Here is a 22,781-nt window from a genome sequence, read left to right on the forward strand (position 1 = left end):
TGCGGCAAAACCGCCCCAAGGACACAGTGTTGCCATCAGTTCAACGATCGCGGTTTCGGCCCGCCGGTCGCCCAGTCCAGCAGCTCGACCGTATGCACGATGGGCACACTTGTGCCGCCGCCGATCTGCATCATGCAGCCGATGTTGCCGGCGGCGATCACGTCGGGCTGTTTCGCCTCCAGCGTCTTGACCTTGCGCGCCTTGAGCTGCTGGGAAATCTCCGGCTGCATCAGGTTGTAGGTGCCCGCGCTGCCGCAGCACAGGTGCGGGTCGGCGGGCTCAACCACCTCGAATCCGGCGCGTTTCAGCAGCGTCTTGGGCGCGGTCTTGACCTTCTGGCCGTGCTGGAGCGAACAGGCCGAGTGATAGGCCACGCGCAGCCCCTTGGCGGCGCCCTCGGGGATCTCCAGCCGGGTCAGCAGTTCGCTGACGTCCAGGGCGATACCGGCCACGCGCTTGGCGTCCTCGGCCATGTCGGTCTGGGCGAACATGTGGCCGTAGTCCTTGACCGTGGTGCCGCAGCCGGAGGTGTTGATGACGATGGCGTCGAGCCCGTCCCTGTCCATCTCGCGCGTCCAGGCGCGGATGTTCCTGGCCGCGGTGCCATGGCTCTCGTCGGTCTTGCCCATGTGGTGGGTCAGCGCCCCGCAGCAGCCCGCGCCCCGGGCCACCACCACCTCGCAGCCCAGCCGGGTCAGCAGGCGGATGGTGGCGTCGTTGATGTCGGTGTTCAGCGCCTTTTGCGCGCAGCCGGTCATCAGCGCGACGCGCATCCGCCGCGCGCCCTTGGGGGCAAAGCTCTGCGGGTCGTCGTTGCGGCTGACCGGGGGGATATGCTTGGGCGCCATCTCCAGCATGGCGCGCAGGCGCGGGTCGGGGATCAGCCCGCGAAAGGGCTTGCCGATCTTGGCCAGCAGCAGCGCCACGCGAAAGCGGGTCGGGTAGGGCAGGATCCGCGCCAGCATCCAGCGCAGCGCCTTGTCGTGCCAGGGCCGGTCGTAGTGTTTCTCGATGTATTCGCGGGCGTGGTCGACCAGGTGCATGTAATGCACGCCCGAGGGGCAGGTCGTCATGCAGGCCAGGCAGGACAGGCAGCGGTCGATGTGCTTGACGGTCTTGGCGTCGGGTTTGCGCTCGTTCTCGAGCATGTCCTTGATCAGGTAGATGCGGCCGCGCGGGCTGTCCAGTTCGTCGCCCAGCACCTGGTAGGTGGGGCAGGTGGCGGTGCAGAAGCCACAGTGCACGCAGGTGCGCAGGATCTGGTTGGCGCGCGCGGTGCCCGCGTCCTTCAGTTGCTCTTGGGTGAAATTGGTCTGCATGTCAGTCCATCAATTGTGCGGTGGCAAGGCCGAACCAGGGCAGCGGGGCGGCAAGTGCCGCGCCCAGCGCCGTCCAACGGCGGGTGTGGGGGCCAGGAAGGCGGCGGCGCAGGGCCTGCGCCACAAGAGCGACCGCCAATAGCCAGCCCAGCCAGAGCGCGGCCAGCAGGCCGGGGGCGCTGCGCCCCTGCAGGAGCAGCGCGCCGACCATCGCGGCAAACACGCCGCCGGCCTGTAGGGTCAGCACCGGCAGGCGCGGCGGCAGACGCAACAGCGCCAGCACAAGCGCCGGACCGGCGGCAAAGGCCAGGACAAAGGCCAGAAGGGCGGCCATCAGGCCATGATCCCGGCGTTCAGCAGGCCCCTGGGGTCAAAGCGGTCGCGGATGCCTTTCGTCAGCGCCGCCACGGCGGGCGGCTCGGGCTGGAACACCGACACGCGCCGCCGCGTGGCATCCGCCGCGCGCACCAGCGTGGCATGGCCCTGCAAGCCCCTGGGGCGCAGGTCGCCGCCCGCCGCCGCCTCGATCCAGACCAGCCCGCCGCCCCAGTCGTACATCACCCGCGCGATGTCATGCCGCGCGCGCAGCTCCGCCACCAGCGCCGGTGCCGCGCTGGGCCGCACCGAAAAGCGCCAGACATCGCCCGCGGTGCCCGTCATCGGTGCCACGTCCCGCACGTCGCGCCAAAGGGCGGCCACCTTGTCCGGATCACTTTCGACCCGCAGGACATGGCCGGGGAACAGCGCCTGCACCCGCCCGGTGCGATAGGCGACCGACCCGGCGAATCCCTCCAGCCGCAGCAGCGTCACCGGGCCGCTGTCGCCGTCCGGATCATGCGCCGCGCCAGTGACCTCGAAGGGCGAGGTCAGCGCCCGGCTCATCGCGTTCACCGCTTGCGCCTCGGTCAGCCCGTCGATCATCACGCAGGCGGCGGTGTCGGGCTTTGGCAGCACCTTGAGGCTGACCTCGGTCAGCACGCCCAGGGTGCCCCAGCAGCCGGTCATCAGCTTGACCAGGTCATAGCCGGTGACGTTCTTCATCACCCGGCCGCCGTTCTTGACCACGTTGCCGCTGCCGTCGACGAAACGCACACCCAGCATGAAGTCCCGGCAGGCCCCCGCCTGCACCCGCCGCGGCCCCGAGATATTGCCCGCGACCACGCCGCCGATGGTCGGCTCTCCGGAGGTGCCCAGCAGCCCGCGATGGTCCATCGGCTCGAACGCCAGCCTTTGCCCCTCCGCCGCCAGCGCCGCCTCGATCTCGGCCAGCGGAGTCCCCGCCCGCGCCACCAGGGTCAGCGATCCGGGCTCGTACAGGGTGATGCCCGACAAACCGCCGGTCTCCAGCACGGCACCCACCGGCGCCATGCCGCGGGTGCCGCCGCCGCGGATCATCAGCGGCCCCGCCGCCGTCTTGATCGTCTCGGCCAGCTCGGCCTCGGTCTCGGGTCTCATGTCCTGCGCCTCGTGTTTCTTCTTGGTCCAAATACCTCCGGGGGGTGTGGGGGGCTGGCCCCCCACCTACTCGGCCGCCATCCGCGCCGTCCGCCGGGCCTCGCTCGAGGCCAGCGGAAAGACCTTGGCCGGGTTCAGCAGCCAGGTCGGGTCGAACACGTCCTTGACCGCCATCTGCGCCTCCAGGTCCGCCGGGGCGTACTGGTCGACCATCAGGTCGCGCTTTTCGATTCCCACGCCATGCTCGCCGGTTAGGCAGCCGCCGACCTCGACGCACAGCTTGAGGATATCCGCGCCAAAGGCCTCGCACAGCTCGAGGTCGCCGGGCTTGTTGGCGTCGAACAGGATCAGCGGGTGCATGTTGCCGTCCCCGGCGTGGAACACGTTGGCCACGTCCAGCCCGTACTGCTTGGACATCTCGCCGATGCGGCGCAGGACGTGGGGCAGTTCGGACACCGGGATGGTGCCGTCGAGGCACATGTAGTCGTTGATGTTGCCCATCGCGCCAAAGGCCGACTTGCGGCCCAGCCAGATACGCGCCGCCTCGTCGGCGTCCTTGGCCTCGCGCAGCTCCACCGGGTTGTGCCGCCGGGCGATCTGGAGGATGAGGCCCAGCTGCTCGTCGATCTCGGCGGCAGAGCCTTCGACCTCGACGATCAGCAGCGCCTCGCACATCGGGTAGCCGGCCTGGGCAAAGGCCTCGGTCGCCTCGATGCAGGGGCGGTCCATGAATTCGATCGCCACCGGCAGCACGCCGGCCTTGATGATGTCGGAGACGCAGGCGCCCGCGACCTCGTTGGAATCGAAGCCCATCAGCACCGGCCGCGCGCCCTCGGGCTTGCGCAGGATGCGCAGCGTGGCCTCGGTCACGACGCCCAGCTGGCCCTCGGAGCCGCAGATCACCCCCAGCAGGTCCAGCCCGCCCGCGTCCAGGTGGGCGCCGCCGATCTCGACCACGGTGCCGTCCATCTGCACCAGGGTCACACCCAGCAGGTTGTTGGTGGTGACGCCGTATTTAAGGCAATGCGCGCCCCCGGAGTTCATCGCGATGTTGCCGGCGATGGCGCAGGCCAGCTGCGACGACGGGTCCGGCGCGTAAAAGAACTCCTCTTCCTCGACCGCGCCGGTGACGGACAGGTTCGTGCGGCCGGTCTGCACCCGGATGATGCGGTCGGCGTAGTCCGTTTCCAGCACCTGGTTCATCCGCGCCACGCCCAGGATCACCGAATCCGCCGTCGGCAGCGCGCCCCCTGCCAGCGAGGTGCCCGAGCCGCGCGGCACCACCGGCACCCCCTCTTCAAAGCAGACCCTGAGCACCGCCGAGACTTCCTCGGTCGAGGACGGCAGCACGGCGGCCAGCGGCGGACAGCGGTAGGCGGTCAGCGCGTCGCATTCATAGGCGCGCGTCTCGGAGATGTCGTCGATCACCGCGTCGGCGGGCAGCACGCTGCGCAGGCGTTCGACGATGCGCGCCTTGCGCTTGAGAATGGCGGGGTTCGGCTCCGGCATCTGCATGGGTCGTCCTCCTCTTGCGCGCCGCACCGGGCACGATCCGGGTGAATTGGTAAAAAGATATAACCAAATTGGCCGTCAGGCCAAGCATATTCGTGTCGCGGTCCCGCGGCATCTTGCACTTTTTTGCCCCGGGGGGTCAGGTGCAGCGCGCAAAATGCGGGAATTCCGATGGCCTGGGTCAAGATCATACACATTCTGTGCGTCATGGGCTGGATGACCTCCATCTTTGCCGTGCCGCGCGCGCTGATCTACTGGAAGCGCGAATTCGCCAGGCTGAACGAGAACGGCCCGCTGGGCGACCTGACCTTTCGCCTGTACCGGTTTTCCGCCGGGCTGGCGGTGATCGCCGTGCTGACGGGGCTGTGGCTGGCCTGGACCTTCGGCTTTCCGGTCTGGACCCATGTCAAGCTGGCGCTGGTGGTGCTGCTGGCCGGGCACTACGCCTGGACCGGGCGGCTGGTGCGGCGGGCGCAGCAGGGCATCTTTACCGAGAGCGACATGTTCCTGCGCATCTTCAACGAGGTCAGCGTGATCGGCGCCATCGCGATCCTCTGGGTCGTGGTGGTGCAGCCGTTCTGATGGACTGGGCCGGGATCCTTGCCAGCTTTGCCCTGTGGGACGCCGCGGCGCTGGGTCTGCTGGTGCTGGCCTGGGCGGGCAGCACCTGGGTGATCGAGCATCCGCCGAAGCGCTATCCCTCCACCTCCAGCCTGATGGCCGACTATCGCCGCGCCTGGATGGAGGTCTTTGTCCAGCGCGACCCGCGCATCTTCGATTCGCAGATCGTCGCCAGCCTGCGCCAGGGCACCGCCTTTTTCGCCTCGGCCAGCATGATCGCCATCGGCGGCGGCTTTGCCCTGCTGGGCAATGCCGACCGGCTGCGCGGCGTGGCGCAGGACCTGGGCAGCAGTGTCGACCCGGTGGTGGTGTTCGAGATCAAGCTGCTGGTGCTGCTGATGTTCGCCGCCAACGCGTTCCTGAAATTCGTCTGGTCGCACCGGCTGTTCGGCTATGCCTCGGTGCTGATGGCGGCGGTGCCGAACGATCCCGCGGACCCCAGGGCGCTGCCCCGCGCGCGCAAGGCCGGCGAGATCAACGTCGCCGGCGGGCGGGCCTACAACCGCGGCCTGCGGTCGGTCTACTTTGGCATCGGGTCGGCGGCCTGGCTGATCGGCCCCTGGGCGCTGATGGCGGCGGTGCTGGTCACGCTGGCGGTGATCCTGCGGCGCGAGTTCACCTCGGTTTCGCGCGACGTGCTGCTGGACCCCAGCGACCGGCCCGGGACGGGCTGAAACCCGCCTGCTCTGGCCAACGTGATCGGACGGAGGGAAGGCGATCTGCTAGGCTGGCGGGATGAAATATCTCATCCCGCTCCTGCTGATCGCCCCGCCCCTGTTCGCCGACCCGCCGCAGATCGAGGGGGTGGAGGCGCAAGACGCCGGCAACGGCTGGCGGTTCGCCGTCACGCTGCGGCACCCCGACACCGGCTGGGACCACTACGCCGACGCCTGGCGGATCGAGCTGGAGGACGGCACGGTGCTGGGCACCCGGGTGCTGGTGCATCCGCACGAGACCGAGCAGCCCTTTACCCGGTCGCAGGGCGGCATCGTCATTCCCGACGGCACGGAGCGTGTCGTGGTCCGCGCCCGCTGCCTTGTGGATGGCTGGTCGGACGCGGCGACGGTCTATACCTTGCCGTAGGGCGGGGTTCCCCGCCGCCCTTACGACCGCCCCTCGCGCAGCCAGGCTCCGACGATCATCGCCGAGGCCAGCAGCAGCACCAGCCAGGCCGGCGCCAGCGGGGTCTGGCGGATGTCCAGCGTCTCGTAGGCCTCGCGCGGGGTCAGGCCCAGCCAGCCGCGCCCGGCAGCAGGGCGCCCGGCGCGCACGTCGCGGATCGAGGGCAGGCCGTCCTCCACCCGCACCACGCCGCCGCGCAGCGACTCGACCGCCGGGGTCAGCGCCTCGGCGCTGGCGATGGTCTGGACGAACTCGCGCGGCGCGGCGGGGCCAAGGCCCACCACCGCCGACAGCGCGTTTTCCTCCAGCCGGTAAAGACCGATTTCCGGGCCATCGTAGATGGCTTCGTAGCGGCCCGGGCTGACCTCGGTCAGCGGCACCTCGACCGTGCTGCCGTCCGGGGCGGTGATGATAACCGGGCCGACAAATTCGTTCAGCGTGCGGCGGATGATGCGCATGCTCTGCCCGGCGGGTTCGGCCCAGAGCGCCTCTTCCTCCAGTTCCGGCTCCTTCATCATCCAGTGCGCCAGCCGGCGCAGCAGTTCCAGCTGCGGGCCGCCGCCCTCGTATCCGCGGCTCCAGAGCCAGGCCTGGTCCGAGGCCAGCAGCGCCACGCGGCCCTCGCCGACGCGGTCCAGCACCAGCAGCGGCCGGTCGTCCACGCCGGACATCACCACGTCGCCCTTGATCGGCAGCACCTCGACCTGGCGCAGCCAGCGGCCCCAGTCCTCGGGGCTTTGCAGGCCGGAGGTCACCGGGTGGCGCAGGCCAAGGTCGGTCACCGCCGGGCGGTAACCCTGGTCGACCACCCGCGCGGTCGGCTCGGCCGGCATGATCTCGGCCAGTGGCGAGCGGTAGAGCGAATCCGCCGAGGCGAAATCCGGCCCCGCCGCCACCAGCAGCGCGCCGCCCTGTTCGACGTAGCTGCGCACGTTGTCGAGGTAGATCGCCGGCAGGATGCCGCGCCGCTTGTAGCGGTCGAAGATGATCAGGTCGAAGTCGTTGATCTTTTCCAGGAACAGCTCTCGCGTGGGGAAGGCGATCAGCGACAACTCGTTGACCGGCACGCCGTCCTGTTTCTCTGGCGGGCGCAGGATGGTGAAATGCACGAGGTCGACGGATGAGTCCGACTTCAGCAGGTTGCGCCAGGTGCGGCCGCCGGCGTGCGGCTCACCCGACACCAGCAGCACGCGCAGCCGGTCGCGCACGCCGTTGATCTGGATCAGCGCCTTGTTGTTGCGGTCGGTCAGTTCGCCCTCGGCCGTGGGCACGGTGAATTCGATCACGTTCAGCCCGCCGTGCGGCAGGGTGATCGGCAGGCTCAGATCCTCGCCGATGGGCACTGTGTAGCGGTTGGCCTCGGCGCCATCGACGGAAATCAGGATCTCGGTGCTGAGGTCGCCGGGGGCGGCGCCGTCATCCTCGATCCGCAGGGTCAGTTCGACCTCTTCGCCGAGGATGGCAAAGGCGGGGGCGTTGCGCACGATCAGGCGGCGGTCCCAGTCGTCCTGGCGCCCGGTCAGCAGCAGGTGCATCGGCGCGGGCAGATCGGGCAGGCGGTCGAGGTCGTGCAACCGGCCGTCCGACAGCAGCACGACGCCGGCGATGCGGCCGCGCGGCTCTTCGGCCAGCGCGTTGGACAGCGCGGTCATCAGCAGGGTTCCGGCGTCGCCCTCGCCATCGGGGACGGGGATGCGCCGCACCTCGGTGTTGGGGCGGGCCAGCAGGCGGGCCTGCATGGTGTCGGCGGCGTCCGACGTGACCTGCGCCCGCTCGGCCAGCATCTGCGAGGCGGTCTCGTCGACCAGCATCAGCACGATGTCGGCCAGCGCCGCGCGGTCCTCGACCTGATAGGACGGCTGCGCCAGCGCGCCCACCAGCACCACGCCGGCAAGAAAGCGCAGCGCCCAGCCCGACAGCCCGCGCCACAGCGCGAGGCCGGTGCCCAGCAGCGCCAGCGCCGCCAGCACCGCGATCACGGGCCAGGGCAGCAGCGGGTCGAATACGATCTGTCCGTTCATCTCAGCGCTCGCTTATTGGCCCAGGCGGTCAAGCAGGGCGGGGACGTGGACCTGGTCGGACTTGTAGTTGCCGGTCAGCACATGCATCACGAGGTTTACCCCGAACCGGTAGGCAATCTCGCGCTGGCGTTCGCCGGTAAAGCCGCTGCCCAGCTGTACCAGCGGGTTGCCCTGCTCATCCGTGGCCCAGGCGGCGGCCCAGTCGTTGCCGCCGATCACCACCGGCGTCACGTTGTCGTTGAGGTCGCGGAACGGCATGCCCTCGATCAGCTCGGCGTCCGGCGGCGCGGCCTCGACCCAGACTTCGCGGCCGGCATAGCGGCCGGGGAAGTCCTGGAGCAGGTAGAAGGTGCGGGTCAGCACGTGGTCGGCGGGCACCGGCTCCAGCGGCGGGATGTCCAGCGGCGCGGCCAGGTCGCGCAGGCGGCGGCCGTTCGGCGTGGCGGTGCCAAAGCCTGCGATGTCGGCGTCGCGGGTGTCGAACACGATCATGCCGCCGGTGCGCATGTAGGTGTTCAGCTTGGCATAGGCCTCGCGCGAGGGGGTCGGCTGGCCCTGGGTGATCGGCCAGTAGAGCATCGGGTAAAAGGCCAGTTCGTCGGCCTCAAGGTCGACGCCGCGCGGCGCGCCCGGCTCTACCGAGGTGCGGAAGTAGAGCGTATCGGCCAGTCCGCGCAGACCGGCGCGCGACAGGTCATCCACGGATTTGTCTCCGGTGATGACATAGGCCAGCGCGACCTCGGCGGTGGCCTCGATGGCGATGCGGTCCTCGGCGGTCTGGGCCTGGCCGTCCTGCGGCAGCAGCATCAGCGCCGCCAGGATCGCGGCGGCGGACACCGGCCCGCGCAGCCGCCCCGACAGCGCCAGCGAGGCGATCACGTCGGCCAGCAGCAGCGCGATGGCCCCGGCCAGAAGCCATCCGGCCAGCGGCTTTTCACGCGGCAGGCTGATGCCTTCGACGCGGATACGCTCGGGCCACGCGACCGGGGTCAGCACGGTGTCGGCGGTCACGACGTTGCGGGCCAGGCTGCGGTCCTCGCCCTGGTAGAGGCCGGGGCGCAGGTTGGGGCCCAGCGGTGCCTCGATCAGCGCGGGGCCGTCGACGCCGGGCAGGGTGCCTGCCTCGCGCGGGCGGCCAAAGGCATCGAGCACGCGGACCGGCTGCCAGACGGTGCCTTCCATGTCGGCGATCTCGGGCTGGGTGGTGGCGGAGGAGACGGCCAGCCGTTCGAGCATCTGCACGAAGAGACCCGACAGCGGCAGGCTCGACCATTCGGCATTGGCGGTGACGTGGACCAGCACGACCTGCCCCTGGCCCACGGCCTTGCGGGTGACCAGCGGCGTGCCGTCGGTCAGCTGGGCGATCACGCGGGAGGCCAGCGTGGGGTCCGGCTGCGCCATGACCTGGCTGTTGACGCTGACATCGGCGGGGATGGCGAGGCCGAAGAAGGGGCTGTCCTCATCGAAGGGGGCCAGCGCCTTGGGCTCGCCCCAGCTCATCGCGCCGCCCACGGTGCGGCCGCCGGCGCGCAGGCGCACCGGCATGAGCGGGTCTTCGCGGTCACGGCTGATGTCGGAGGCGGCGAGGCGCGGCCCGGCGAAACGCAGCAGCATCCCGCCCTTGTCGAGCCATTCCAGCACGGCCTCTTCCTCGGCCGCCGAAAGCGTGGCGACGTCGGCAAGGATGATCACGTCCGGGTTGGCGGGCAGGATGTCCAGCAGCGCGCCGTCCAGCAGGTCGGCGGTGGGGATCAGCGCCTTGTGCAGGTAGTGCAGGGGCGAGAGCAGCTCCAGCCCCTCGCGGTCGGTGCTGCCGGCGATCAGCGCGACCTCGCGGCGGCGCAGGCTGTCGTCGGGCAGGGTCACGGCGCCGGCGCTGCGCGCGCCCTCGATCTCGAACCGTTCGATGCGGGCGCGCAGCTCGGCCGGAAGGGCGATTTCCGAGGTCGCCTCGGTCATCCCCGCCTCGAAGGTCAGCGGCGTGCGGCTGAGCACGGCGGGGTTGCCGGCCGGGTCGCGGCCGTGGCCGGCAAGGGTCAGCTCGACCTGCGGGCCGTCGTTCAGGCGGCGGGCGGTCAGCAGCAGGTTGCCGTCGGAGACCTGCGCCGGTTCCAGCGCGTAGACCGTGTGCGGCGCCTCGAAGACCGTCACGCGGCCGCGTGCCTCCAATGCAGCCAGCAGCCCGGTCCGGCTGTCACGCGCCAGCCCGTCCGACATCCAGTAGCTGTCAAAGCCGGTCTCGGGCAGCAATTCGATGGCGCGGGCGACCGACTCGGCGCTGGGCTCCCAGGGTTCGGGCTGAATCCCGGTGAGGCGGGTGCGCAGGACATCGGCAGAAAGGAACTGCACGGCATTGGGATCGGTCAGCCTCAGCACCGCGACGGTGCGGGAATCGCGCCCCGCCTCGGACAGCAGCCCGTCCAGCGCGTTCATCCGCACGCGCCAGTCGGTGGCCGAGGCCCAGGAGGCATCCATCACCACCAGCAGCGGGCCGTTGCCGGCCGTTTCGGTCCGGTCGTCGGGGTTCAGGATCGGCCCGGCAAGGCCGATGATCACCGCCGCCACCGCCAGCAGGCGGATCAGCAGCAGCCACCAGGGCGTGCGGTCGGTGACCTGTTCCTCATCCTTGAGGCCCAGCAGCAGGACAACCCCGGGAAACAGCCGGCGGATCGGCGCGGGCGGCACGGCGCGCAGGATGATCCACAGGATGGGCAGGGCCAGAAGCCCCAGCAGCAGCCAGGGCGTCGTGAAACCGATCAGGCCGAAAAGCGTCATCCGTGGCTCCCGTCCAGCGCGCGATAGACCCAGAGAAGGGCGGACTGCGCGGTCTGGTCCGTGTGATGGGTGAAGTGCTGCCAGCTGGTCAGCCGGCAGATCGCGTCCAGCCGCGCCTTGCGCTCGGCCAGGCGCTGAAGATAGGTCGCACGCAGGTCGCCGGCCTTCAAGGTCTCATGGCGCAGGGTCTTGTTCACGCTTTCGAAGATGGTGCGCCCGTCGAAGGGAAACGCCTCTTCGGAGGGGTCGAGCACCTGCAGCAGCACGCCGCGCACGCCGCGGTCCGCCGCCTTGGTCAGCGCGGCCTCGACCGGAGCGATGTCGCCGAGGAAATCGGACACGAACAGCGCCTTGGCGTTGGGCAGCATGCCGCGCGCCTCGGGTTCGGCGTAGTCGTCCTCGCCGTCCTCGGCGAACAATTCGGCCAGCCGCAGGGTCTGGAGGTCGCCGCGCTGCGGCGGCAGGCGCCAGCCGGTCAGGCCCACACGTTCACCGCCCCGGATCAGCAGGATCGAGGCGGCCAGCGCCACCAGCCGCGCGCGGTCGGCCTTTGTCGGCAGGTTCTTGTGGCTGGAAAAGCGCATCGAGGCGCCGGGATCGACCCAGACCTGCACCGACTGCGCGATCTGCCATTCGCGTTCGCGCACGTATTGCTCATCCCCGCGCGCCGAGCGGCGCCAGTCGATGGAACGGTAGGTGTCGCCCGCGCGCAGCGGGCGGTATTGCCAGAAATCGTCGCCCATGCCGGAGCGCCGCCGCCCGTGTTCGCCCAGCAGCATGGTCCCCGCCAGGTGTTCGGCCCGGGCAAGCAGGGCCGGAAAGCGGCTGGCCTCTTCCTGGGCGCGGGTGCGTAGCTGGGCGACGGTGGCGCTCACGCTGCGGCCTCGGTCCGGCGCAGGCCGGCCGCGACCTCGTCGATGAGCTGGCCCAGGGATTCGCCCCGGGCGCGGGCCGAGAAGGACAGCGCCATGCGGTGCACCAACACCGGCTTGGCCATGTCCAGCACGTCCTCGGGCGCGGGGGCCAGGCGCCCCTGCAACAGCGCGCGGGCGCGCACCGTCAGCATCAGCGCCTGAGCCGCGCGCGGGCCGGGGCCCCAGGCGACCAGTTCGCGCACCCGTTCGGGTGAGGTCGGATCGTCGGGGCGGAAGGCGCGCACCAGGTCAAGGATCATCTCGACCACCGCGTCGCCCACCGGCATCCGCCGCAACAGGTGCTGGGCGGCGATCAGCTCGGCCGCGGTGAACACGCCATGCGCCTGCGCCTCTTCGGTGCCGGTGGTGGCCAGCAGGATGTCCTTTTCGGTCTTGCGGTCGGGGTAGGCCACGTCGATCTGCACCAGGAAACGGTCAAGCTGCGCCTCGGGCAGCGGATAGGTGCCCTCCTGTTCGATCGGGTTCTGGGTGGCCAGCACATGGAACGGCAGGTCCAGCGTGCGGGTCTGACCGGCGACGGTGACCTGCTTTTCCTGCATCGCCTGCAACAGCGCCGACTGCGTCCGGGGCGAGGCGCGGTTGATCTCGTCCGCCATCAAGAGCTGGCAGAAGATCGGGCCCTCGATGAACTTGAAGGCGCGTTCGCCGCTGAGGCCGGTTTCCAGCACCTCACTGCCCAGGATGTCGGCGGGCATCAGGTCCGGCGTGAACTGCACGCGGTTGCCGTTCAGGCCCATGACGGTGGACAGCGTTTCCACCAGCCGCGTCTTGCCCAGGCCCGGCAGGCCGATCAGCAGCGCGTGCCCGCCGCACAGCAGGGCCGACAGCGTGAGATCGACGACACGCTCCTGCCCGATGAAGCGGGCGGTGATCGACCGCTTGGCCTCGGCCAGCTTGTCTTCCAGCGCCTCGATCTCGGCGACCAGGTCCTCGGTCGTACCCGCCTGAACGGCCATGTCGTCTCTCCATTGAATGCTATGTTACACGATGTTTATGTATCGTCTTGCATCGGGATGGCAAAAACAATGAGCGGACAAAATATCGTGACACCTTCGGCCGAGGGCATTGCCGCTTCGGCGCGGGCGGCAAAGCGCTCAAAGGGGCCGCCGCCGGTTCACCTGTGGAATCCGCCCTTTTGCGGCGATCTGGACATGCGGATCGCGCGGGACGGGACCTGGTTCTACCTCGGCACGCCGATCGGCAGGTTCGAGCTGGTGCGGCTGTTCTCGTCGATCATTCGCAAGGACGGCGATGCCTATTTTCTGGTCACTCCGGTCGAAAAGGTCGGAATCACCGTCGACGACGCGCCCTTCGTGGCGGTGGATTTCGCAGCGGAGGGCGCGGGTGAGTCGCAGGTGCTGACCTTCGAGACCCATGTCGGCGACCGCGCCGTGGCCGGGCCGGACCATCCGATCCGCGTCGAACGCGACCCCGAGACCGGCGAGCCGTCGCCCTACGTCCTGATCCGCGCCAACCTGGAGGCGCTGATCGACCGCAAGAGCTTTTACCGGCTGGTCGAGCGCGGCGCGCATCACGATGGCTGGTTCGGGGTCTGGTCCTCGGGGCAGTTCTTTCCGATCATCCCGTCGGATCAGCTGCCCGACTGAGCGATCAGGACCGCCGCCGCCGCGCGCGCGGCCGCCGCTCCGTGCAGCGGTGCGGGCACCGCCGGCCAGGCTGGCAAAGCCGCATCGTGCGGAACCGTCTGGATCGGCTTTGCCGTCTTGCGGTGCCATTTCAACAGCTCGTGCAGGTCCGATTTCCGTTGCACGATCCGCCGCGCCGGGGCCGGCAGGCCGGGCTGTCCGTGCAGCGCCTGCTGGATTTCCTCGCGCATCCAGTCGGCGGCGACGCCAAGATAGCGCTGCGTGACCAGCAGGCTTTCGGTGGCGGCGTGTTCGGCCAGCAGGATTTCGTGCCGCGCGAACAGCAGGTGGTAGTAGCGCGCGCCGTCGCGGGCCGGTTCGCGGCGGATGCCGGGCAGCGGGAGCAGCTTTTTCGCGGGCACGAGGATCTCGGCCACGCCGAACAGCCGCATCGCGATGTCCGAGGCGACCAGGATCCGGTGCTGCGGCGAAACGATCAGGTCGCGCTGCGGGATGCCGGGGCCCAGCGCGCCGGCGGTGATCCGGATCGGCCGCAACCTGTGCTCGCGGCGCAGCACCTCTGCCGCCACCTCCTCGACCCCGGTCCAGAGCAGCGGGACAAGCCCGTGGTCGCGGCTGTGCACCGCCATGCCCGGGCGCAGCAGTTCGACCGGCGTCCAGCCCGTGGCGGTGGCGATCCGGGTGCCGCGGGCAAAGCAGATCACCTCGTGATTTTCGACGTTCGTGGCGTTCAGGTTGCCGGTCTGCGTGGTCAGCGTGTCGTCGCCGCTGCCGCCGTCCACCGTGGTGATCCGGGACTGCGAGCCGATCCAGATGCTGTCGTTTCCGCTGCCGCCGACGATTTTCTGACCGGTCGCGTGGTCGTCCAGGGTGATCTTGTCGTGGCCGCCTTCGGCGTCGATCTCGCCGAACCGGGCGCCCTTGCCGAACTTGATGGTGTCGTTGCCCGCGCCGCCCTTGAGCTTGCTGGCGGTGAAGTCGGCGTTGTCACCGGCAACAAAGGAATCGTTGCCGCCCAGCAGGTTCCAGTCGCCGGTGGCCTTGAAATTGTCGCCCAGCCGGATGGTGTCGCCATACTGCGAGCCGTCGAATTTGCCCATGGTCACGCCGTTGCCCGCAACCAGCGTGACCGGGTTGGAGTTGGACGCGAAAAAATCGACATGCGACATGTTCACATTGTCGGCGACGACAACCTTGGGCGTCAAACCGTTGCCGACGTTGATCTGGAAATGGTTGGCGTTGCTGTCGTTGACCTGGATGGTGAATTTCGGCGGTGTGCTGTTCGTGGAACTGAAATTGACGTTCGAATTCGCGCCCGACGAGATGATGAAGACATCGCCCTCGGCCGGGTTGATCGTCGTTCCGGCGCGGATCTCGCCGGGGCCGAGAACCTGCTTGGTGGCGCTGACGATGGTATAGGTGGCCATGGGGTGCCCTTCGCGTTCCGATTGCCGCAAAGGTCGGACCTGTGGCGGCGCATGTGGCCGCAGATTGCCCCGGGAGGGGTGAATATTCCGGAAAGACCCGTGCGGGGCCGCGCGCCTCAGCCGCGCTGCGCCGCCAGCACCCCCAGCGCCACGACAAAGGCGCCCGCCGCCGCCTGCCAGTCCCAGCCGCCGCCCAGCGCCAGCAGGATCAGCATCACGTAGAATGGTGCGAGGTTGATGTGGAACGAGGTCAGCGCCACCCCCATCTTGCCCACCGCGGCCAGGAACAGCACCTGGCTCAGCGCCATGCCGGCAAAGGCGTAGATCGCCAGCAGGCCCAGCTGGTCCATGTCGATCGGCGCCGAGGGCGCCAGCGACCAGCCCAGCGTTTCCGCCCCCAGGGTCACCGCCGCCATGGCGACAAAGCCGCCGGCAAAGGTCACCGTGGCGCGGCCCAAGGGCGTCAGCAGCGGAAAGTCCCGCACCGCCAGCAGGCTGCCCCAGCTGAACAGGAAACACGACCCGATCGCCGCCAGCGCGCCCAGGCCCAGCGCCACGCCGCCGCCGCCGGTGGCGATGACGCCGCCCGCCAGCGTCGCCACCAGCCCCAGCGCAAAGCCGCGCGACAGCCTGCGCCCCTGCCAGATCATCTCGACGATGACGGCGGCTACCGGGCAGGCCGAGGCGATGATCGCCACGGTGACCGCATCGGTCAGCGACTGCGCCACTACCAGCAGCCAGGTGCCCAGGCCAAAGGCCAGCCCGCCCACCAGCAGGCCACGGCCCCAGCGCGCGGTGATCACGGCGCGCGGCCCGTCGAGCAGGATCCAGAGCGGCATCAGCATCAGCAGCGCCATGCCCAGCCGCGCGGTGATCAGCGCCGTGGGCGACCAGGTGTCCAGCAGGATGTCGGCCGCGGGAAAGCCCGCCGACCACGCCAGCATCGAGGCCACGGCAAAGGCATTGCCGGTGGCCAGCGTCTTGCGCGCGCCCAGGTCGGGCGACAGCATCGGTTCGGGCGCCTGGGTCACCGGCGTCCTCCTGCATGGATCGAGGTCTAAAGGGCCGCGCGGGGCTGTGAAATCGCCCGCGCGGTCCGCCAGCGATGGGCCGGGTCACGCGCGCCGTCTTGCCCGTTTTCGACAGCGTGTCGCGAACGGACCGGGCGGGCGGTGATTTTTCCGTGCAATTGCGCGGTTTTGTGGCGCGCCGTCGACAGGGGCTTTCCCCGCGCGGCGCGGCGTGGCACCCAAGACCCCGGAGCGATCAACCGGAGGGGGACGCATGAAACGGGTCAAGGACATGGTGGCCGAGGCCAACGAACTGGTCGCGCACGCGCCGGCGGCGGACCTGCTGGCGCAACACGGGACCGAGGGCGTGACCTTTGTCGACCTGCGCGACCCGCGCGAACTGGACCGCGACGGGATGATCCCCGGCGCGTTTCACTGCCCGCGCGGCATGCTGGAATTCTGGATCGACCCGGACAGCCCCTATGCCAAGGAGGTCTTTCAGTCCGGCAACCGGTTCGTGTTCTACTGCGCGTCGGGCTGGCGCTCGGCCCTCTCGGCGCGGGTGGCGCAGGAGATGGGGCTGGAAAACGTCGCGCACATCCGCGACGGGTTCACCGGCTGGAAGGCGGCGGGCGGGCCGGTGGCCGAACGCAAGCCGCGCTGAGGCGTCAGTCGCCCAGCTTGGCGTGGACCTCGGCCAGGTCGATCTCGCCGATCGGCAGCTTGTTGGCGGGGTTGTCGAAGTCGTATTTGAACAGCTCGAAATCCCGGCCGTAGATCTCTTTCATCAGGTGCATCGACAGGTCGTCGAAATAATCCTCGACCGGGTGGGCGCGGCTGGGCCCGTGACCTTCGGATTCGTTGAAGCGCGGGATCGTGGCCAGGTCCACCGGGTGCGGCGTGGTGATGCTGTCCAGCACCTGCTGCATGCCCTCGTTGAACTTTTCCGTCCAGAAGATGCCGTTGTAGCGCCCGCCGTTGACGATGAAGGTCGAGACATGGCCCGACATGGCCGACCAGTGAATGTCCGGTTCCATCGGGCGGCGCCAGCGGATGGTGTCGCGGGCGAACAGCAAAAAACGGCGAAAGCTGCGGACCTGGTCGAATTCGAACCCGTTTTCGGGGTCGCCCACCTCGATCCCGTATTTCTGCATCAGCAGCGGCACGAGGTTGCCGCGATAGCGCTTGCCATTGCGCTGGATGCCGCAGATCTTGTCGAAAAAGCTGGACAGGACGCGCGTGTAGGGGTTGCGCACGCAGGTGAAGGCATAGGCCGAGCGTGTCTTGATGTTGGCGCGGATCAGCTGCTGGCTGTCCTCCTGCGCCCATTTGTGCAGCCCGGTCTTGGCGTCGTGGATGTCGCCGTCAAAGAACGTGCCGTGGTCGGAGTAGTAGAGGATCTGGCCGATGGTCGAACAGGCGCATTTCGGCACCACGCGGTACACGACGCTTTCGCTTTCGGTCATCCAGGTGCCCGGAAATCCCATCTCTCATGTCCCTCGTCACGTGTTCCCGGCGCGATTCCCCGGCGCGGGAAAGTTCCCGCCAAAGCAGGTTTATTCAACCAGAATTTATCTCTATCAACATAAACAATCAGGCGAAAATGGGGCGAACGGTTTCCTGAATGGCAAAAATTGCCTTCATCCTATTGTGTCACAAGGACCCTGACGCCGTCATCAAGCAGGCGCAGAGCCTGACCGCCGTGGGCGATTACATCGCCATCCATTTCGACGCGCGCGCCCCGGCGGAGGGATTCGCCCGCATCCGCAGCGCGCTGAAGGACAACCCGAACGTCGCCTTCGCCAAGCGGATCAAATGCGGCTGGGGCGAATGGAGCCTGGTGCGCGCCACGCTGAACGCGGTCGAGGCGGCGGTGGACGCCTTTCCGCGCGCGACGCATTTCTACATGCTGTCGGGCGACTGCATGGCGATCAAGTCGGCGGAATACACCCATGCCTTTCTCGACCGGCGCGACTGCGACTACATCGAGAGCTTTGACTACTTCCAGTCCGACTGGATCAAGACCGGCTGGAAGGCCGAGCGGCTGATCTACCGCCACTGGTTCAACGAACGCACCCAGAAACGGCTGTTCTACGCCATGTTCGAGCTGCAAAAGCGGCTGGGCCTGACGCGCAAGATCCCCGAGGACCTGGAGGTGATGATCGGCAGCCAGTGGTGGTGCCTGCGCCGCCGCACGGTGGAGGCGGTGCTGGATCTGATCAAGGCGCGGCCGGACGTGGTGCGGTTCTTCTCCACCACCTGGATCCCGGACGAGACATTCTTTCAGACCCTGGTCCGCCACCTGGTGCCGGAACGCCAGATCGAATGCCGCACGCTGACCTTCCTGCTGTTCACCGACTACGGGATGCCGGCGAATTTCTACAACGATCACTACGACCTGCTGCTGGCGCAGGACTACCTCTTTGCGCGCAAGATCAGCCCCGAGGCGGGCGACCTGCGCCGCCGGCTGGGGGTGCTCTATGCCGCCGAGGGGGCCAAGTTCCGCGTGTCGAACGAGGGGCGGTCGCTGTTCCGCTTCCTGACCGAGCGCGGCCGCACCGGGCGCCGCTTTGCGCCGCGCTTCTGGGAGACCGAAAGCTCGCTGGGGCGCGAGCGCGAGCTGATGATCGTGATCTGCAAGAAATGGCACGTGGCCAAGCGGCTGGTGGAGCGCATCCACCAGGTGACGGGCGTGCCCTGCATCGAGTACCTGTTCAACGAGGAGGCCTGCCCGCTGCCGGACCTGGGCGGCATCCAGGCCAGCATGGCCAAGCGGCACCGCCACCGGCGCGCGCTGATGCGGATGCTCTACGACTACCACGACAGCGACCGGCTGGTGATCTGCATGGACCCGGGCAGCCTGGACCTGCTGGAGGATTTCGCCCGCGACCGCGCCCAGACCCGGATGCTGGAGATCGAGTGCCAGTTCTCCGACGACTACCTGGTCGGCCATGCGATCCGCTCGGGGCTGGCGGGAGAGCGCACCCCGGCCGAGACGATGGCCCGCCTGCTGCCGACGGTGCGCAACGACCTGATGCACGAAAGCGACCGCATCCGCGACGCCAAGTTCGACCACCACGTCCGCCTGCGCGAGACCGACCCGCGCGCGGCGCAGGTGCAGGCGGTAACCAGCCTGCTGTCGGTGTCCGAGCCGGTGGCGGAAGAGGTCCTGTCGCACGACCACCTGTTCGCGGACTGATCGGGGCGCTCAATACCTCAGAGCCCGGCAAGCCACGACTGCGGTGATCCAAGAAACCGGTGGCGTTCGCCGGTGAAAAAGCTATGCCTGACCGCGGGCCGGCGCGGACCGGCCCGGGCATGTTTCGCAAGCGAGGACAGGATGGCGTACAGCTACGACCCCGACAACATCTTTGCCAAGATCCTGAAGGGCGAGATCCCCAAGAAGACGGTGCTGGAGACCGAGCACACGCTGGCCTTTCGCGACATCTACCCGCAGGCGCCGGTGCACGTTCTGGTGATCCCGAAAGGGCCCTACGTGAACTTCGATCACTTCGCCCGCGAGGCGACAGACGCCGAGATCGTGGATTTCACCCGGGCGATCGGCGAGATCTGCCGCAAGGAAGGGCTGGAGGCCGAGGGGTTCCGCCTGATCGCCAACGCCGGCGTCACCGGGGTGCAGGATGTGCCGCACCTGCACGTCCACATCCTGGCCGGCCTGCCGCTGGGCCGGATGCTGTCCAAGCCGTGATCCGGCGGCGCGCCTGCGGCGCACAGGGTGTCTCGCCCGTCGGCCTGCGGCCGCCGGGCTCGGGGGCGGTGGCGGGGTGACGCCCCTGCCCCGGATGGGGTGACGCGGCCCGTGCAGGGCGGGGTATTTCGACAGAGAAGAAACACTTCGGGCTTCTTCTCTGGAAAAATACCCCAATGCATCCTTCGTGACAGGCGCCCGGGTCGTGGCCTGGCGTCAGGCCGCCGGGCTGCGGGTCAGGGCGAGGAAGACATCCTCGAGGTCCGGCTCCTCGGTGCGCAGCTCGCGGATGCGGATGCCGCTGGCGCGGACCGCGTCGAGCACCTGTTCGGCGCTGGTCTGCGTCGCGCGGTAGGTCAGGGAGAGGCTGCCATCGCTCCGCATCGTGGCCTCGATCCCGGGGGCCTCTGGCAGGTGGTCCGGGGCGGTGTCGGGGAGGATGACCATGGTGCGGGCGTCGAGCCGCCCGAGCAGGTTGGCGGTGCTGTCCTGGGTGACGACCTGGCCGTGGTTGATGATGGCGATCTCGTCGCACATCTCCTCGGCCTCTTCGAGGTAGTGGGTGGTCAGGATGATGGTCATGCCGCGCTCGCGGTTCAGCTTGCGGACGTTTTCCCACAGCATCTGGCGCAGTTCGATGTCGACCCCGGCGGTGGGTTCGTCCAGCACCAGCACCTGCGGGTGATGCACCAGCGCCTTGGCCAGCAGCAGCCTGCGCCGCATCCCGCCCGACAGGGTGCGGGCGTAGGCTTCGGCCTTGTCCGTCAGGCCGACCATCTTCAGGATATCGTCGGTCCGGCGCTGCGCCTTGGGCACACCGTAGAGCCCGGCCTGCACCTCCAGCGCGGCGCGCGGGGTGAAGAAGGGGTCGAGGTTCAGCTCCTGCGGCATCACGCCGATCGCGGCGCGGCTTTGGCGCGGGTTGCGGTCCTGGTCCCAGCCCCAGATCCCGACCTTGCCGGAGGTCTTGATCACCAGCCCGGCGAGGATGTTGATCAGCGTCGACTTGCCCGCGCCGTTCGGCCCCAGCAGGCCGAAGACCGACCCGGCGGGCACCGTCAGGTCGACGCCTTTCAGCGCCTGCTTGCCGCCGGCATAGGTCTTGGTCAGCTTCTCGATGCGGATGGCTGCGTCGCTCTGTGTCGGTCCGGGCATCTTGCTCCCCCTCGCGGCATTGGTCATAAGGCAGATAGGCCAGAGCATCGCGAAAGGGAACCAGATGACCACCGAGGCGCCCGAGACCAAGATTGTCGACAGCTACCGCGTGTCCTGCGACGGCGGCGAAGGGGCTCTGGGGCATCCGCGCGTCTGGCTGTCGCTGCCGCATGACGCGGGCTGGGTCGAATGCCCCTATTGCGACGCGAAATACGTCCACAAGGATTTCGCCGGCAAGGTCTGACCCCGCGCGGCTGTGACGGCGCTCACAGGGTCTGTGCGGGCCTGCGGCTTGGGTTGTGTGCGTGGGTGCTCTATCTCTTGGCAAACATGAGCTGGAGCTTGACATGACCTTTCGACCTGTCCGATCCCAATCCCGCGCGCAGCCCACCATGGAGGGCGCGGGGGTCCACCTGCACCGCGTCTTTGGCTTTGGCGATCCGGGCGAGACCGATCCGTTTCTGATGATGGACGATTTTCGCAACGACGACCCGGCCAAGTACCAGAAGGGCTTTCCCTGGCACCCGCACCGCGGGATCGAGACCATCACCTACGTGCTGGAGGGCGAGGTCACGCACGGCGATTCGCTGGGCAACGAGGGGGTGCTGGGCGCGGGGTCGGTGCAGTGGATGACCGCCGGGTCGGGGATCCTGCACCAGGAGATGCCGCGCGGCAACGCACAGGGGCAGATGCACGGCTTTCAGCTGTGGGCCAACCTGCCGTCCTCGCTGAAGATGACCGCGCCGCGCTACCAGGATGTGCAGGGCAAGGATATCCCGGTGATCACCGACGATGACGGCACGCGGGTCAAGATCATCACCGGCGCGTTCTGGGGCAAGCGCGGGCCGGTGGACGGCATCGCCGCCGATCCGCTGTACCTGGACGTGTCGGTGCCGCCGGGGGTGACGAAATCGCTGCCGGTGGACACCCGGTCCAATGCCTTTGCCTATGTCTTTGCCGGGTCGGGGCGGTTTGCCGAGGCCTCGGACCCCATCGGCGTACGCGTCGAGAAGGAGTTCGGCGGCAAGGAAGTGAACATCCGCGACATGTCGGGCAACCGGACGCTGGTGAAGTTCGGCAACGGCGACGAGGTCAAGGTGACGGCCGGTCCGGAGGGCGTGCGTTTCCTGCTGGTCGCCGGGCGGCCGATCCAGGAGCCGGTCGCCTGGCACGGGCCGATCGTGATGAACACGCAGGCCGAGCTGATGCAGGCGATGAAGGACCTGCGCAACGGGACCTTCATCAAGCCCGCGCACTGAAGCCCCGTCTGGGTGGGTCCGAGGCCCCGGGTCAAGGCCCGGGGCAGCGCGGTCGACTGCCGCAAGGGCATCCGCCAAGGCGACGGGCTTGTGATCACGGGCCGCTTGCATTGCGGTCACGACGGTATAGTTTTTGAATATGTCGTCGACAGCGGAACCCCTGATGCGGCCGGTCGAAGGCGCGGACCGGGACTATAGCCGGGCCGAGCTGGCGACCGACATGATCGTCCATATCGCCGCGCTGGTGCTTGCGCTGGCGGCGGTGCCGGTGCTGATCACGCTGACGGCGGTGTGGCGGGGCGATGCGGCGGGCATCGTCGGCGTGTCGGTCTACGGCGGGACGCTGATCCTGATGCTGACCGCCTCGCTGGTCTACAACCACGTGCCGCACCCGCGATTTACCGCGCTGTTCCGGCGGATCGACATGTCCGCCATCCATCTCAAGATCGCCGGCACCTACACGCCGTTCGCGCTGCTGTCCGGGGCGGGCGGCGGCCTTCTGGCGGCTGTCTGGAGCGCGGCGGCGGCCGCGGCGGCGCTGACGCTGTTCAAAAGCCGGCTGCCGGCGGGGCTGGCGGTGGCGATGTGCCTGGTAACCGGCTGGGCAGTTGTGATCGGCGGCTGGGACCTGCTGGCAACGCTGCCGCTGTCGGTCTGCGTGCTGATGCTGGTGGGCGGGGTGCTGTATTCCGCCGGGACACCGTTCCTGATGGCCTCGCGGCTGCGGTTCCACAACGCGATCTGGCACGGCATGGTGGTGGCGGCCTCGATCGTGTTCTTCGTGGCGGTGTTCCTTGTCGCGGCGGTGCCGACCGAGGTGTTTGCCGCGCGATGACCGGGTCGGCCAGGGTTCA

Annotated in this window: 22 protein-coding genes; 10 read left to right on the top strand and 12 right to left on the bottom strand. The window is 68.7% G+C overall.

The genetic code is table 11. The features are described 5' to 3' along the window. Positions 1 to 35: 35 nt before the first annotated feature. From glcF to MAA8898_RS02400, 4 genes are all read right to left on the bottom strand, one after another. Positions 36 to 1,319 (bottom strand): glycolate oxidase subunit GlcF, encoded by a 1,284-nt coding sequence (glcF, locus tag MAA8898_RS02385; protein ID WP_094019349.1) that lies wholly within the window; start codon positions 1,317 to 1,319, stop codon positions 36 to 38. Between the two features lies 1 nt (position 1,320). Next, on the bottom strand, positions 1,321 to 1,653 hold the full coding sequence (locus tag MAA8898_RS02390; RefSeq protein ID WP_094019350.1) for a hypothetical protein: 333 nt from the start codon (positions 1,651 to 1,653) through the stop codon (positions 1,321 to 1,323). After that, positions 1,653 to 2,774, bottom strand: a complete 1,122-nt coding sequence (locus MAA8898_RS02395; protein WP_094019351.1) for an FAD-binding protein — start codon at positions 2,772 to 2,774, stop codon at positions 1,653 to 1,655. The genes MAA8898_RS02390 and MAA8898_RS02395 overlap by 1 nt, the downstream gene beginning before the upstream one ends. A 66-nt stretch (positions 2,775 to 2,840) precedes the next feature. Further along, a complete protein-coding gene (locus MAA8898_RS02400) occupies positions 2,841 to 4,289 on the bottom strand; it encodes an FAD-linked oxidase C-terminal domain-containing protein (protein ID WP_094019352.1) in 1,449 nt (482 codons plus the stop codon). Positions 4,290 to 4,457: 168 nt separating this feature from the next. Here MAA8898_RS02400 and MAA8898_RS02405 point away from each other — a divergent pair, with 168 nt between their 5' ends. The 3 genes from MAA8898_RS02405 to MAA8898_RS02415 all read left to right on the top strand — a co-directional run bounded on the left by MAA8898_RS02405 (position 4,458) and on the right by MAA8898_RS02415 (position 5,990). Beyond that, entirely contained in the window at positions 4,458 to 4,868 is a 411-nt protein-coding gene (locus MAA8898_RS02405) for a CopD family protein (RefSeq protein WP_094019353.1), read from the top strand. Continuing rightward, on the top strand, positions 4,868 to 5,581 hold the full coding sequence (locus MAA8898_RS02410) for a DUF599 domain-containing protein (protein ID WP_094019354.1): 714 nt from the start codon (positions 4,868 to 4,870) through the stop codon (positions 5,579 to 5,581). The genes MAA8898_RS02405 and MAA8898_RS02410 overlap by 1 nt, the downstream gene beginning before the upstream one ends. A gap of 61 nt (positions 5,582 to 5,642) precedes the next feature. Further along, complete coding sequence (locus MAA8898_RS02415; RefSeq protein ID WP_094019355.1) at positions 5,643 to 5,990, top strand: hypothetical protein; 348 nt, start codon at positions 5,643 to 5,645, stop codon at positions 5,988 to 5,990. Between the two features lie 20 nt (positions 5,991 to 6,010). Here the strand turns inward: MAA8898_RS02415 and MAA8898_RS02420 are convergent, their stop codons facing one another. The 4 genes from MAA8898_RS02420 to MAA8898_RS02435 are packed head-to-tail and all read right to left on the bottom strand — an operon-like array spanning position 6,011 to position 12,716. Further along, entirely contained in the window at positions 6,011 to 8,050 is a 2,040-nt protein-coding gene (locus tag MAA8898_RS02420; protein WP_094019356.1) for a glutamine amidotransferase, read from the bottom strand. Between the two features lie 12 nt (positions 8,051 to 8,062). Further along, the gene (locus MAA8898_RS02425) at positions 8,063 to 10,825 is read right to left on the bottom strand and encodes a DUF4159 domain-containing protein (protein ID WP_094019357.1); all 2,763 of its coding nucleotides are present in this window, start codon (positions 10,823 to 10,825) and stop codon (positions 8,063 to 8,065) included. Then, a complete protein-coding gene (locus tag MAA8898_RS02430) occupies positions 10,822 to 11,700 on the bottom strand; it encodes a DUF58 domain-containing protein (protein WP_094019358.1) in 879 nt (292 codons plus the stop codon). The genes MAA8898_RS02425 and MAA8898_RS02430 overlap by 4 nt, the downstream gene beginning before the upstream one ends. Continuing rightward, complete coding sequence (locus MAA8898_RS02435) at positions 11,697 to 12,716, bottom strand: AAA family ATPase (protein WP_094019359.1); 1,020 nt, start codon at positions 12,714 to 12,716, stop codon at positions 11,697 to 11,699. The genes MAA8898_RS02430 and MAA8898_RS02435 overlap by 4 nt, the downstream gene beginning before the upstream one ends. A gap of 69 nt (positions 12,717 to 12,785) precedes the next feature. Between MAA8898_RS02435 and MAA8898_RS02440 the strand changes: the two genes are divergently transcribed. After that, the gene (locus tag MAA8898_RS02440) at positions 12,786 to 13,367 is read left to right on the top strand and encodes a DUF1285 domain-containing protein (RefSeq protein ID WP_094019360.1); all 582 of its coding nucleotides are present in this window, start codon (positions 12,786 to 12,788) and stop codon (positions 13,365 to 13,367) included. Here the strand turns inward: MAA8898_RS02440 and MAA8898_RS02445 are convergent. Both MAA8898_RS02445 and MAA8898_RS02450 read right to left on the bottom strand, forming a co-directional pair. Beyond that, positions 13,352 to 14,794, bottom strand: coding sequence for a Hint domain-containing protein (locus MAA8898_RS02445; protein WP_094019361.1), 1,443 nt, complete (start codon positions 14,792 to 14,794; stop codon positions 13,352 to 13,354). The two genes, MAA8898_RS02440 and MAA8898_RS02445, sit on opposite strands and share 16 nt — an antisense overlap. Positions 14,795 to 14,910: 116 nt before the next feature. Then, complete coding sequence (locus MAA8898_RS02450; protein ID WP_245853214.1) at positions 14,911 to 15,825, bottom strand: DMT family transporter; 915 nt, start codon at positions 15,823 to 15,825, stop codon at positions 14,911 to 14,913. A 253-nt stretch (positions 15,826 to 16,078) separates the two neighbouring features. Here MAA8898_RS02450 and MAA8898_RS02455 point away from each other — a divergent pair, with 253 nt between their 5' ends. Next, positions 16,079 to 16,468 carry a rhodanese-like domain-containing protein gene (locus MAA8898_RS02455; RefSeq protein ID WP_094019362.1) on the top strand — a complete coding sequence of 130 codons (390 nt, stop codon included), beginning with the start codon at positions 16,079 to 16,081 and terminating at the stop codon, positions 16,466 to 16,468. A 4-nt stretch (positions 16,469 to 16,472) separates the two neighbouring features. On the opposite strand, the gene MAA8898_RS02460 is transcribed toward MAA8898_RS02455, so the two are convergent. Then, entirely contained in the window at positions 16,473 to 17,291 is an 819-nt protein-coding gene (locus tag MAA8898_RS02460) for a sulfotransferase family protein (protein WP_094019363.1), read from the bottom strand. Between the two features lie 137 nt (positions 17,292 to 17,428). Here MAA8898_RS02460 and MAA8898_RS02465 point away from each other — a divergent pair, with 137 nt between their 5' ends. Both MAA8898_RS02465 and MAA8898_RS02470 read left to right on the top strand, forming a co-directional pair. Continuing rightward, complete coding sequence (locus MAA8898_RS02465; protein WP_094019364.1) at positions 17,429 to 19,003, top strand: DUF5928 domain-containing protein; 1,575 nt, start codon at positions 17,429 to 17,431, stop codon at positions 19,001 to 19,003. Between the two features lie 141 nt (positions 19,004 to 19,144). Further along, a complete protein-coding gene (locus MAA8898_RS02470; RefSeq protein ID WP_094019365.1) occupies positions 19,145 to 19,513 on the top strand; it encodes a histidine triad nucleotide-binding protein in 369 nt (122 codons plus the stop codon). Positions 19,514 to 19,729: 216 nt separating this feature from the next. Here MAA8898_RS02470 and MAA8898_RS02475 read toward each other — a convergent pair whose 3' ends face one another. After that, complete coding sequence (locus MAA8898_RS02475) at positions 19,730 to 20,668, bottom strand: ABC transporter ATP-binding protein (protein WP_094019366.1); 939 nt, start codon at positions 20,666 to 20,668, stop codon at positions 19,730 to 19,732. 64 nt (positions 20,669 to 20,732) lie between these two features. Between MAA8898_RS02475 and MAA8898_RS02480 the strand changes: the two genes are divergently transcribed. From MAA8898_RS02480 to trhA, 3 genes are all read left to right on the top strand, one after another. Further along, positions 20,733 to 20,912 carry a zinc-finger domain-containing protein gene (locus MAA8898_RS02480; protein ID WP_094019367.1) on the top strand — a complete coding sequence of 60 codons (180 nt, stop codon included), beginning with the start codon at positions 20,733 to 20,735 and terminating at the stop codon, positions 20,910 to 20,912. 103 nt (positions 20,913 to 21,015) lie between these two features. Beyond that, a complete protein-coding gene (locus tag MAA8898_RS02485) occupies positions 21,016 to 21,927 on the top strand; it encodes a pirin family protein (RefSeq protein WP_094019368.1) in 912 nt (303 codons plus the stop codon). 163 nt (positions 21,928 to 22,090) lie between these two features. Beyond that, on the top strand, positions 22,091 to 22,762 hold the full coding sequence (gene trhA, locus MAA8898_RS02490) for a PAQR family membrane homeostasis protein TrhA (protein WP_094019369.1): 672 nt from the start codon (positions 22,091 to 22,093) through the stop codon (positions 22,760 to 22,762). The last annotated feature ends 19 nt before the right edge of the window (positions 22,763 to 22,781 follow it).

The sequence above is a fragment of the Antarctobacter aquimaris genome (assembly GCF_900184945.1).
GTDB lineage: Bacteria > Pseudomonadota > Alphaproteobacteria > Rhodobacterales > Rhodobacteraceae > Maliponia > Maliponia aquimaris.